The 12398-nt window shown below is 29.3% G+C and carries 10 protein-coding genes; 6 read left to right on the plus strand and 4 right to left on the minus strand.

The genetic code is table 11. The features are described 5' to 3' along the window. Positions 1 to 12: 12 nt before the first annotated feature. The 6 genes from nosZ (at position 13) to AC27L2_RS02855 (ending at position 7031) form a co-directional block, all read left to right on the plus strand. Positions 13 to 1956 (plus strand): Sec-dependent nitrous-oxide reductase, encoded by a 1944-nt coding sequence (gene nosZ, locus AC27L2_RS02830; RefSeq protein WP_487210149.1) that lies wholly within the window; start codon positions 13 to 15, stop codon positions 1954 to 1956. A 94-nt stretch (positions 1957 to 2050) separates the two neighbouring features. Continuing rightward, positions 2051 to 3061, plus strand: a complete 1011-nt coding sequence (locus AC27L2_RS02835; RefSeq protein WP_487210150.1) for a nitrous oxide reductase accessory protein NosL — start codon at positions 2051 to 2053, stop codon at positions 3059 to 3061. Beyond that, positions 3048 to 4298, plus strand: a complete 1251-nt coding sequence (locus AC27L2_RS02840; RefSeq protein WP_487210151.1) for a nitrous oxide reductase family maturation protein NosD — start codon at positions 3048 to 3050, stop codon at positions 4296 to 4298. Before AC27L2_RS02835 ends, AC27L2_RS02840 begins: the two co-directional genes overlap by 14 nt. After that, complete coding sequence (locus AC27L2_RS02845) at positions 4295 to 5008, plus strand: ABC transporter ATP-binding protein (RefSeq protein WP_487210152.1); 714 nt, start codon at positions 4295 to 4297, stop codon at positions 5006 to 5008. The genes AC27L2_RS02840 and AC27L2_RS02845 overlap by 4 nt, the downstream gene beginning before the upstream one ends. Continuing rightward, entirely contained in the window at positions 4983 to 5774 is a 792-nt protein-coding gene (locus tag AC27L2_RS02850) for an ABC transporter permease (RefSeq protein ID WP_487210153.1), read from the plus strand. Before AC27L2_RS02845 ends, AC27L2_RS02850 begins: the two co-directional genes overlap by 26 nt. 15 nt (positions 5775 to 5789) lie before the next feature. Beyond that, positions 5790 to 7031 (plus strand): multiheme c-type cytochrome, encoded by a 1242-nt coding sequence (locus AC27L2_RS02855; protein WP_487210154.1) that lies wholly within the window; start codon positions 5790 to 5792, stop codon positions 7029 to 7031. A 297-nt stretch (positions 7032 to 7328) separates the two neighbouring features. On the opposite strand, the gene AC27L2_RS02860 is transcribed toward AC27L2_RS02855, so the two are convergent. The 4 genes from AC27L2_RS02860 to AC27L2_RS02875 all read right to left on the minus strand — a co-directional run bounded on the left by AC27L2_RS02860 (position 7329) and on the right by AC27L2_RS02875 (position 12395). Continuing rightward, positions 7329 to 7760, minus strand: a complete 432-nt coding sequence (locus AC27L2_RS02860; protein WP_487210155.1) for an RrF2 family transcriptional regulator — start codon at positions 7758 to 7760, stop codon at positions 7329 to 7331. A gap of 29 nt (positions 7761 to 7789) precedes the next feature. Then, positions 7790 to 8836, minus strand: a complete 1047-nt coding sequence (locus AC27L2_RS02865) for a mechanosensitive ion channel family protein (protein ID WP_487210156.1) — start codon at positions 8834 to 8836, stop codon at positions 7790 to 7792. Between the two features lie 18 nt (positions 8837 to 8854). After that, positions 8855 to 11392 (minus strand): hypothetical protein, encoded by a 2538-nt coding sequence (locus AC27L2_RS02870; RefSeq protein WP_487210157.1) that lies wholly within the window; start codon positions 11390 to 11392, stop codon positions 8855 to 8857. Between the two features lie 175 nt (positions 11393 to 11567). Continuing rightward, entirely contained in the window at positions 11568 to 12395 is an 828-nt protein-coding gene (locus tag AC27L2_RS02875) for a fimbrial biogenesis chaperone (protein ID WP_487210158.1), read from the minus strand. Positions 12396 to 12398 lie beyond the last annotated feature (3 nt).

Below are 12398 nucleotides of genomic sequence, written 5' to 3' on the forward strand. Positions count from 1 at the left end.
AAAGGAGGCAGTATGAAAACAAGAAAAATAATTTTATTGTCAATACCTGCAGTAATTTTAATAGCAATACTTTTTAATTGTTCGCAATCAAAAGAAGCAGGAAATTTTTCAGATGCAGCTCAAAAAGTTTATGTTGCACCAGGCAAATATGATGAGTTTTATGCATTTATGTCGGGAGGATTTAATGGACAAATTTCAGTTTATGGACTTCCCTCGGGAAGATTATTTAAAGTGATAAATGTATTTTCTCAAAATCCTGAAACGGGGTATGGTTATTCAGAAGAAACTAAAGCAATGTTGAATACTTCTTATGGTTTTGTGCCATGGGACGATGCACATCATCCTGAATTATCACAAACTAATGGAATTCCAGATGGGCGCTGGATTTTTATTAATGCAAACAATACACCTCGAGTTGCAAGAGTAGATTTAAAAACATTTGAAACATCAGAAATAATTGAAATACCAAATTCTGCCGGAAATCATGGTTCGCCTTTTGTTACAGAAAATACTGAATATGTTGTAGCTTCTACTCGATTTAGTGTGCCAGTTCCGAATCGTGATGTTGAGATTTCTTCTTATAAAGAAAATTTCAAAGGAACATTATCTTTTATTAAAGTAGACCAGAATTCAGGAAGAATGAATCTTGCTTTTCAAATTCTTGTTCCTGGTTTTGATTATGATTTAGCACATGCAGGTAAAGGACCTTCACACGGCTGGGCATTTTTTACTTCATACAATAGCGAGCAGGCAAATGCATTGCTCGAAATTAATGCATCAAAAAATGATAAAGATTTTATTGCAGCTGTAAACTGGAAAGAAGCAGAAAAATATATTTCACAGGGGAAAGGTAAATTAGTAGATGCAGAATATTTTCATAATGTTTTTGATGAAGAAAAACAGCATGCTTATTCAGAAAAATTATCTAAAGTACTTGTGCTCAATCCTAAAGAATGTCCAGGAGTAATTTACTATTTACCAACGCCAAAATCTCCTCATGGTGTTGATGTTGACCCAAGCGGTGAATATATTGTTGCAGGAGGAAAACTTGCAACTGTTATCCCAGTTCATTCATTTTCAAAGATGCTTAAAGCAATTGAGAAAAAAGATTTTATTGGTGAAATTGATGGAATACCAATTCTAAGATATGAATCTGTAATTGCAGGTGAAGTAGAAAATCCAGGTTTAGGTCCATTACATACTGAATTTGATGGGAAGGGATATGCTTATACTTCTGCATTTATTTCTTCAGAAATAGTTAAATGGAAATTAGGAACCTGGGAAGTTGTCGATAGAATTCCAACTTATTATTCAATTGGGCACTTGATGATTCCTGGGGGAGACAGTAAAAAACCATGGGGTAAGTATGTTGTTGCTCTTAATAAAATTACAAAAGATAGATATTTGCCTACTGGTCCAGAACTCTGCCAGTCCGCACAATTAATTGATATATCCGGGGATAAGATGAAACTCTTACTAGATTTTCCAACAGTAGGCGAACCGCATTATGCTCAAGCTATTCCAGCAGAAATTCTAATTAAAAACAATAAGAAATTTTATGAGTTAGAAAAGAATAATAATCCATACAAAACAAAAAGCGAAAAAGAAACTAAAGTGGTAAGAGATGGCAGCGAAGTTCATGTTTATATGACAGCTACCAGAACACATTTTAAACCCGATAATATTGAAGGCATTAAAGTCGGCGATAAAGTTTATTTCCATGTTACTAATCTTGAACAGGATTGGGATATACCTCATGGATTTACAGTCAAAGGATTAAATAATTCTGAACTATTGATAATGCCTGGACAAACAAAAACAATTTTATGGACACCACAAAAACCTGGTATCTATCCATTCTATTGTACTGATTTTTGTTCTGCATTGCATCAGGAAATGCAGGGTTATGTAAGAGTTTCTTCTGCAAACAGCAACGTGAAGATTAATTATAATTAAGATTAAAAAGATGACACAGTATTACTCTTTTGATAAATATAATTTTTTTCTTAAAGAGTAATCTGTGTCATCTTTTATCGAAAGGAATAGGAAAATGAAATTGAATAAATCACGCACGCTGATGTTAATTTCTGTAATTCTATTAGCTTTAACATTTTTCTTTCCGATTTGGAAAATTGATCTCGATGCACCTCAATACCCCGAAGGAATCGGCTTAAGAATATGGATTAATAAAATTACAGGAGTTAATGAATTTGATCTCAACAATATCAATAAGTTAAATCATTATATTGGAATGAAAGCTATCGAACCGGATTCTATTCCAGAACTGAAATTAATGCCCTTAATTGTAGTCTTCTTTATTATTCTTGGAATTCTCTCAATTATTATGAATAAAAAAATTTTAACTGCAGCATGGACATTGCTTTTGTTTATTACGCTTTTAATAGGATTATATGATTATTACATATGGGAATATGATTATGGACACAACCTTAACCCTAATGCTCCAATTAAAGTTCCGGGTATGTCATATCAACCGCCATTAGTTGGAACGAAGCAATTACTCAACATGAGAACTACATCAATGCCAGATACGGGAAGTTTTTTAATAGCTGCAGCATTAGTATTAAATCTAATAACCATTTTTAATATAAATTCTTTATCAAGCAAGAAGAAAATTATTGGCTTAATAGTTTTTATTCTTATTGGTTGTAAAGAAAAACCCGAAGAAATAAAATATCTTCAGGAAGAATGTTCTAATTGCCAGATGACAATTTCTGATAATCATTTTGGTGCAGAATTAATAACAAAGAAAAGGAAAATATATAAATTCGATTCAATCGAGTGCCTTGCTTCTTATAGTCAAAGCATTAATTCAGAAGAAATTCTTTCGATGTGGGTAACAGATTTTGCAAATCCTCCTAATATGATTGACACAAAAAATGCTTATTATTTAAGAAGTGATAAAATTATGAGTCCAATGGGCTTAAATGTTTGTGCATTTTCTGATTCACTTCAGCTAAAAGAAATCAAGAGAAAATATGGAGGAGTAAAAATTAGCTGGAATGAAATAATTGAATTAACTAAAAATGAACAGAAATAAATACAATAAATATTTGCTCGACATTCTATTAATTTTTTTTATTTACTGTAATTTATCTGCAAGAATCATTATTGTAGATAAAAAAAATTATGTGCTAACAATTCAGCAAGCTGTTGCAGCAGCAAAAAATCTCGATACCATAATTGTAAAACATGGGAATTATTTTGAAGAAAATATTATTGTTGATAAATCACTAACATTAATTGGCGAAAATTTCCCTGTAATAGACGGCAGAAATACTTATCAGATACTTACCATAAAATCATCAAATGTAATAATAAAAGGTTTCATATTTCAGAATGCGGGCGTCAGTTTTCTTAAAGATAATTCTGCTATAAGACTTGACAGTGCAAGTAATTGTATTATAGAAGGGAATAAATTCATTAATAACTTCTTTGCAATATACATTTCGAAGTCATCAAGAAATAAAATTAAAAGCAATATAATAACAGCATCATCTACAAAACAAACCTTGGCAGGCAATGGGATTCATGTTTGGAACAGCAGAGAATTATTTATTAGTGGGAATAAAATTGAAGGCCATCGTGATGGAATTTATCTTGAATTTGTTAAAAGTAGTGTAATAGAAAATAATCTCAGTAAAAACAACCTCAGATATGGATTGCATTTTATGTTTTCGGATAGTTGCATTTATCGTAATAACAAATTTGAGAAGAACAGAGCTGGAGTTGCAGTAATGTTTACAAAAAATATCTTAATGGAAAACAATTTATTTCTTAATAATTGGGGAAGTGCATCTTATGGTTTATTACTGAAAGAAATTTATGACAGTAAAATTCTTAATAATAAATTTGTTAAAAACACATATGGGATTTACTTTGAATCTTGTAACAGAATTGAAATTATAAAAAATAATTTTATTGAAAACGGTTGGGCATTAAAGCTTATGGCAAATTCTATGGATAATAATTTTTATTTGAATAATTTTATAGAAAATACATTTGACATCGCAACGAATAGCTCTCAAACTAATAATACATTTAAGAAAAATTATTGGTCAAAGTACAATGGCTATGATTTGAATAAAGATAATATCGGAGATATACCTTACCGACCTGTAAAATTATTTTCTTTTATAATTACAAATAATCCAGCTGCAATGATTCTTCTTCGCAGTTTTTTTATCGATTTACTCAACTTTGCAGAAAATATTATTCCTACAATTACACCCGTTAATCTTGTAGATGAAAATCCTTTAATGAGAATGATATTATGATTAAGTTAATAAATATAAACAAAAAATATGGTCCTATTTCTGCACTTCAAAATATTACGCTCGAAATTAAAGAAGGAAGCACAACATATATTATTGGACCAAATGCCTCGGGCAAAACTACCCTTATTAAATTATTACTTGGTTTGATTAAACCAACAAACGGAGATATTTACATCAAAGGCATAAAACTAAATGGAAATTATCAATACAAAGAAAGTATCGGTTACATGCCACAAATTGCAAGTTATCCTGAGAATTTGACTGTAGAAGAAATTTTCAAAATGCTAAAGGAATTAAGATATAATCATTCAAAGTATGATGATGAACTGGTAGAAAAATTTAATTTATCAAAGGAATTTAATAAACAGTTGAAAAATCTTTCCGGTGGTACAAAACAAAAGGTAAGTGCTTCAATTGCATTTTTATTGAATCCAGAAATTTTAATACTTGATGAACCAACAGCAGGACTTGACCCCTTGGCGAGCAAAATATTAAAAGAGAAAATTCTCGATGAAAATAGAAAAGGAAAAACAATAATCTTTACCTCACACATATTATCAGAACTCGAAGAGATGGCAACAGATTTTATTTTTTTGTTGGATGGCAAGTTAATTATGAATAAAAGCAGAAAAGAATTAAAGGACGATTCAATTGAAAACATAATTCTAAATTTTATGAATAATAATGAAACAGCTAATCAAAATAATTAAATATCAGTTTCGTGATAATCTTAGAAGCAAGTGGATAATAATTTATGCTGGTTTTTATACATTATTGAGTTATTCAATTTTTTATTTCAATAATGATTTTTCAAAAATTGTTATAAGTATAATGAATATTAACCTTCTTGCAATCCCACTTATATCATTAATCTTTTCAACAATTTATTTATATAACAACAAAGATTATATTGTTTTTATGCTTACTCAGCCGTTGAAAAGAGAAGTGCTTTATGCAGGATTATACATTGGGGTTGTTACACCTTTGTTAATAAGTTTTTTATCAGGCATATTTATTCCATCATTAATATTTTACAACAGATTAAGCATTGATATATTTGCTTTATCTTTGCTTGTGCTTACAGGCATTTTTCAATCTTTGATTTTTTCTTCAATTGCATTTTTAATTGTTACATTAACTGAAAACAAACTGCTGGGTTTTGGTCTTTCAATCTTTTGTTGGTTGTTTTTTACTATAATTTATGATGGACTAATTTTAGTAATTTTAAATAAATTTAGCGATTATCCGCTTGAAGTTTTTTCATTAATTATTTCTTTCTTAAATCCAATTGATTTATCAAGAATTATTTTAATTCTCAAACTTGATATATCTGCACTTATGGGTTATACAGGTGCAATTTTTCAAATGTTTTTTAATAATTCTTTAGGAATTATATTATCTTTTGTTGCAATGTTAATCTGGTTTATAGTTCCGCTTTTTATTGGGTTCAAAAAATTTTCTCGAAAAGATTTCTAATTAAATGGAGGGTTTATGAAGTATTTTATCTCCCTTTTGCTTCTGCTTACAATCAGTTCATTAATTTATCCTCAAACAAATAAGTGTGTTGAGTGTCACTATTCAGCTACTCCACAAATTGTATCAGATTGGCAGTTAAGCAAACATGCAGAGAATGATATTGATTGCTCAGTTTGTCATGGTGATGAACATATGTCAGCATCTGATGTTTCGAAAGTAAAGTTACCCACACCCGAAACTTGTGCTCAATGTCATGATACTCAGGTAAATCAATTTAAGAAAGGGAAACATTCTACTGCTTGGGCTGCGATGAATGCAATGCCAACTGCACACATGCAGCCGATGATTTTGATGGAAGGTTTGAAAGGTTGCGGTGGCTGTCATAAAATTGGATTAAAATCTAAAGAAGAAATTGAAAAATTAAAAAGCAGCGGTTCTGTTTTCGGTCATGCTTCCTGCGATGTTTGCCATACAAGACACACATTCAGCAAAAAAGAGGCACAACAACCTCAAGCTTGTCAAACCTGTCATCAAGGTTTCGATCATCCACAATGGGAAATGTATTCAAGTTCAAAACATGGTGTGCGATATTTATTAAAACAAAATAATGTTTTACCTGAAAATAGTGCTGCTCCAACATGTCAAACATGTCATATGCCTGAAGGAAATCACGAAGTTAGAACAGCGTGGGGATTTCTTGCTGTTCGTTTGCCAATGCCAGATGATAAACAATGGGCAGAAGACAGAGCTACAATATTAAAAGCTCTGGGAGTTTTAGACCCATCAGGTAAACCAACTCAATTACTTGAAATAGTTAAAGCTGCTGATGTTGCAAGATTAAATCAAGAAGATTGGGATAAAGAACGAAATAAAATGATTGAAGTATGCAGCAAATGTCATTCAGAAAATTATGTAAAGGCTGAATTTAAAAAAGGTGATGATATTATAAAAAATGCTGATAGACTTATGGCAGAAGCAATCAATATAGTTGCAGATTTATATAAAGATGGCATAATTAAAAAATCTGCAAATTATTCTTATGCATATCCTATGCTTTTAACATTTCATGATGCACCAACGGTAATAGAACAAAAATTGTTTGTGATGTTTCTTGAACATAGAATGAGAACTTTTCAAGGAACCTTTCATAATAATCCTGATTATGCTTTGTGGTATGGATGGAGCGAAATGCAAAGAGATTTATCTGAAATAAAAGAATTGGCTCAACAAATGAGATTGAATAAAAAGAAGAAATAGTAATTAGATTGAACAGAAAAATTTATTTTATTTTAATATTCTAACGAGAAAATTTATCGGCTTAATGTTAGAATAATAAAAAATTATTTTTGACCAATAGGAAAAAGGTCACCTCATGCGAAGCCGCAAAGAATGTTTTGCGGCTTCGATTTTTTATTAGAAATAAAAATAAGAGAAAGACTTAATTTTAAAGAAGCTGTTAAAATGATGTGAAACAATAAATATTTTTGCAGATTGAACCTGTATTAACGATTTTTACCAAGATTTATTTATTAGAAGTTTTTTATCGAATATTATTTATAGATTCAAAATTTTTTGAATAGTTTTTTCTTTTAATTGTGAAAGTGTTTCTTCGCTGAACATTTTATATGCTTCGTCTCTAAGTTTTCCCCACTTTTCATGGACAGGACATGGGTTATCATTCGAGCATCCAGGAAAACCTAAAACACAACTCTTAAAAACATCCAATCCATCAATTGCTTCGATGATATCAATCAATCTAATTAGATTTGGATTCTTAGCTAAATAAAATCCCCCATTCTTTCCCTTTTTTGAACCAACAATTCCGTGATAAGTTAATTTCTGCAATACTTTTGAAACAAACTCTTTGGGCACTTTTAATTCTTTAGAAATTTCCTCTGCATTAAAAATTAATTTCTCTTTTTTAATTGATAAAAAAAGAACAGCTTGAATTCCAAGTTCACATGCTTTAGAAAAAAATACAGTCATAAAAAGCTCCGCATTAATTTATACAGAAATTAATCTTTATTTAATATTATTGTTTGAGTTGGGTAGGCAAAATCAATTTTTTCCTGTTCGAACTTTTGATAAATATCAAAATTAATTTGCTGCTGTATATCCATATAAGTTTTATAATCTGATGAAAGAACAAAGTAAACAAATTCGAAATTAAGACTAAAATCACCATAACTTGCAAAATGTCCTCTGTCAAATTCAGTTAATTCATTTTTAACGATGATTTCTTTAACTAAATCTGGAATGATTTTCAATTTTTCAAGTGGTGTTTGATATGTAACCGCGAGTTTCAATATCACCCTTCTTTTTTCAAGTCTTTTGAAATTATGCACAATTGAATTCGTCAATTTTGAATTCGATACAATCAGCTGCTCACCACTTAATGATCTAATTTTGGTTGTCTTAATTCCGATTTGTTCGATGTTTCCGGATTTATTATCAAAAGAAATAAAATCTCCTACTTCGAAAGGTCTATCGAAAAATATAACAAAGTAACTGAACAAATCTCCCAGCAATGCCTGTGCGGCAAGTGCAACAGCTATTCCTGTAATTCCCAGTCCAGTAACAATTGTTGTTACATGAAAGCCAAAATTATCTAAAAGAAAAATTAAACCTGTAATCCAGAGAATTAAATTTATAACTCCATAGAGAGGCTGAATTCTTTTTAGTTCTTCATCGCCTCTTCGTTTTTGAAAATATCTTTCAAGAAGAAATCGAATTAATGCACCGCCGAATCGGATAATGAAATAAGTCAAAATTATTATGTAGATGATGCTTATTATTTTATCTGCTTCTTTTCCGAAACTCAAGTATTCCAAAGTAACATAAACAGCACCAAGGAATACTGCAGGCACAAGCAAACGATTTGTAATTCTTTTGATGTAATGAAATTTATTATATCCGCTTTCTTCAAATTTCTTTTTGATTCTTTGTAAGAAAAAATTCTTTAAGAAATAAAGAAAGAAAAATGTGAGAATAAGAATTCCAATAGCCAAAAGATATTCTTGAATTGTATTGTCGAAATATTTTTGTTTTAGAAATTCATTCATGGTTAAACCTTTATTAAATTATTTCTTAATTCTTAATTCAAAGTTAAAATCTCTTCCAGAACTATCATAGTTATTAAAATCATAGATAAAAAATTCCGGGTCCGATGCACAATTTAATAAATCCATTTGTTCAGGGTCTATATAAATTTTATATTTTACTGGTTTTACTCCCAATAAATAAAATGTTCCATCAGAAAAAGTAGTAGCTTTTAATTTTGTGTTATCAGAAAGGTTTTCAAAAATAACATTAATTCCGTTTAATAATTTTTTAGAATTGTCTTTTAAGATTAGTGTAACGCTTCCATAAATTTCATTACCTTCATAAAAAGGCACATCAATTATTCTTGAAGAATTAGGAATAGTTTGAAAAGCAATTGTTTTGAATACTGGGAATAAAAAAGGATTTTTAATATTATCATCAACTTTTAGTATGTAAGTCGTATAAGGATTTAGTTCACGAATTTTGATTATTCCTTCGCTTATTTTTTCCATTGAACAGGGAGTCTCTAAAGTTATACTTGCATCGTTTACCCTCATTTCGCCATCATCAAATTTGTTATTGCCATTCTTATCAATAAAAAGTCTGCATAGAACGACCGACTTTCCAATTTGAGAGCGGTTATAAAACGAATAGTTATTGATATCCATATCGTATGCAATAGCCCCATAAAGATTTGTAAATAAACTATTATCACTAAATGTTGACCAGGACTTCATAAATGGGAAATTAACAACCAAACCAAATTTAAGAGTGCTGCCCAGACTAATAATTTTGTTGTAATCAATTTCAAATCTGCTTTCTGAGGATAAGTCTGCAGAATAAACCAGATTATATTGAAGAAGTTTTCCTTTTGTAGCATCATAATTGAATTGAATATTTAACAAATTTGCTTTTAGCAGATTAGACCATTTATCAAGAAATCTTAAAGGGAATATTAAACCATAAGTTAAATAAGATTGCTTGAATAGATATTTGTTGTATTCATTATAATAAATTTTATAAGAAATAGTTGGATTTACATATTCAGTTCTTACACCAGCATTAAATGAAAAGAATTTATTTCTGAATTCGGATGAGTTTTGAATTTTGAAGCCGCTGCCTAAGTTTATTGAGTAACTTCCAAAATCAAATGGAATGAAAAGATCGGATTGAAATTCTTCGTTGATATTGTATGGATTATAAAAAGTGTTTTTAAAAAACTTTGTTGCAAATAAATTAATTGACATCTGTGAATAATATAGTGCATTAAATCCCAATCGATAATATGCCTTTGGAGCTAATGTTAAATTAAAGATATAAGACGAATTAATTCTTGCATTAAGTTCGTTATAAAGAAAAATTTTTCTTTGGTTTTCTCCTTTAATAAATTCTAATCCAACGCTGTTTGTTAACCATTCGGAGAACCCATAAGTGCCATAAACCTGTGCTAAAAAATTATTATTGTAATTTACTTTCCCAATATTTATTGTGTAATTAAATTCATTTGGAGGAATAAATTTAACTGGGATTTGAAATAATTTTCTGGTACTCAAATAATTTCCCGAAGGACCATAAAATTTTAAACTGATAAATGAGGTTCCATAATTTAATGGAATATCAAAATGAAAACTGCCATTTGCATCTGCCTTGGTAACATCAGTTAATTTATTGTTAATGTATAGCTCAACAGTCCAATTTGGTCCGCATATATCTGAAAAAGAATAAACATAGTAATTTTTTCTTGGTTCTACGGGTTCATTAGTTATTGAAATACCACTAATTGTAGTTTGCTGTAAGCCGGTGTATTCTAAAGTTCCTAATGATAATTGAGATAAATATTTATTATTAAAAACATAATTCCATTTATAAATGTAATCATTAATAGAAGTGAATTTTTGATTAATGCTCCCATTCATGCTAAGTTCGATATCGCCACCCAAAAAAATTCCACCCAAACCTAAATTATAATTATGAAAAGCTGGGAATCCTTTTGTAAAATTCGAAGAAATAAAATAGTCAAGAAATAATCCTTTGATTAATTTTTTTTCATTTGGATAAGTAAAATCTGGTTTTATGATTTCTTTCTTTATGTATTTATAATTTATCTCGCGTTTTATTCTGCTGTAAACCGGCAAAATTTTTTCTGTTTTTAGGTTAATTGTCAATTCATTTATATTAAAAGAAAAATAAAGTCCAAGTGATTTTTCAATCAATTCTGGTTTTACATAAATCTCGAGTGGAGTGTAAATAAAATCATCATTTGAAAAATAAATTTGTTTTAATTTATCTTGATAAATACGCTTTACAAAATCAAAACTATAAGTGCTGTCAGCTTCAATAAAAAAGCCTGAGATTAATTTCTGATTTTGTGAAAAGTTGAAATTTATTTCGAGTATTTTGAATAGTTCTATTAAAGGTAGGAAAAATGAATTATTGTAATTGATAATAACAATTCTTGTTCTTACCACATCTTTATAAATAAGAAAGAAATAAGCTTCTTCAATATCTGTCTGGGAAATTTTATTTTCAAAAGAAGTATCTCTTTCGTTTTGTGAAATTATAGTATCACATTCCAAATAGATGTTATTTGATTTATCTTTGCGACAAATGCCATTTGAGCACGAATAATAAGAATAACTTTTTTTATAAAAGAAATAATCTTCACTCCCCCAAATAAAACTGGGTTTAATAAAGATTAAAATAATAGATATCAGAATAGCATGGTTTATTATCAATTATATTTAATGTTTTTTACTCGATTAATATTTCTAAAGAATTTCGAACATTATCCTGAATTAATTTAATTGGAGCACTTTTAGGAATATCTTCCTTTTCATTATGTTTAACTCTAATTTCAGCTCTATAACTTCCTTTAGACAAGTCAGAAAGCTTAAAACTATTCTTAACAGATAAATCATAAAATACTTTCACATGCTGAGTATCGCTTTTTATGAGATTGTTATTAGAATCGTATAGCATAACGGTTACATCACCAAAAAATGGTGAGTTGCCTAATCTTTTTAATGAAGTAACTATATCAATATTGTCAGCGTTCTTATAATATTTAGAATCTTTGATTTCAATTCCAGTGCTTGCATTTTCGGTTCGATAAAGCATTGTTGTAATCTGGTTCAATACAAAATTAATTTGTGCATTCAAGTTTTGATTGTTTGTATCAAGAAGTGGCTGAGGTCTCTGTCGGGTAGAAGATGTTACAATTCTCACCCAATAAGTTCCATCTTGAAGATTTTGAGGAGGTTTAATTGATAAACCAATTAGCTGTTTTTGTCTGGGATTTAATACAAATTTCTTTGGAAAAGCTCTCACATAATTTAAAATGGATGGATACTCAGATGTCGGTTCATCAATATATTTCATTGTAAGATTTCCAAGTGAATCCGATACAGGAAATCCAAACTTGAAAGATATTCCAATTTCATAAGGTTCATCAGACTCGTTTTGAACAATCATATTGGCAAATTGATTTTTAGTATCTAAATAAACTACATAAGGCGAAATAATAATTTGAGCAAAGATTAAATTTGGTATCAACAGAAAGAACAAGTAAAATTTTTTCATGAT

Source organism: Rosettibacter sp. KY25, assembly GCF_057554405.1.

What these genes read in the sequence shown, in the direction of transcription:
- AC27L2_RS02865 (WP_487210156.1), bottom strand. Translation starts at nt 8,836, where the DNA reads ATGAATGAATTTCTAAAACAAAAATATTTCGACAATACAATTCAAGAA.
- AC27L2_RS02840 (WP_487210151.1), top strand. Translation starts at nt 3,048, where the DNA reads ATGAACAGAAATAAATACAATAAATATTTGCTCGACATTCTATTAATT.
- AC27L2_RS02850 (WP_487210153.1), top strand. Translation starts at nt 4,983, where the DNA reads ATGAAACAGCTAATCAAAATAATTAAATATCAGTTTCGTGATAATCTT.
- nosZ (WP_487210149.1), top strand. Translation starts at nt 13, where the DNA reads ATGAAAACAAGAAAAATAATTTTATTGTCAATACCTGCAGTAATTTTA.
- AC27L2_RS02860 (WP_487210155.1), bottom strand. Translation starts at nt 7,760, where the DNA reads ATGACTGTATTTTTTTCTAAAGCATGTGAACTTGGAATTCAAGCTGTT.
- AC27L2_RS02835 (WP_487210150.1), top strand. Translation starts at nt 2,051, where the DNA reads ATGAAATTGAATAAATCACGCACGCTGATGTTAATTTCTGTAATTCTA.
- AC27L2_RS02875 (WP_487210158.1), bottom strand. Translation starts at nt 12,395, where the DNA reads ATGAAAAAATTTTACTTGTTCTTTCTGTTGATACCAAATTTAATCTTT.
- AC27L2_RS02845 (WP_487210152.1), top strand. Translation starts at nt 4,295, where the DNA reads ATGATTAAGTTAATAAATATAAACAAAAAATATGGTCCTATTTCTGCA.
- AC27L2_RS02855 (WP_487210154.1), top strand. Translation starts at nt 5,790, where the DNA reads ATGAAGTATTTTATCTCCCTTTTGCTTCTGCTTACAATCAGTTCATTA.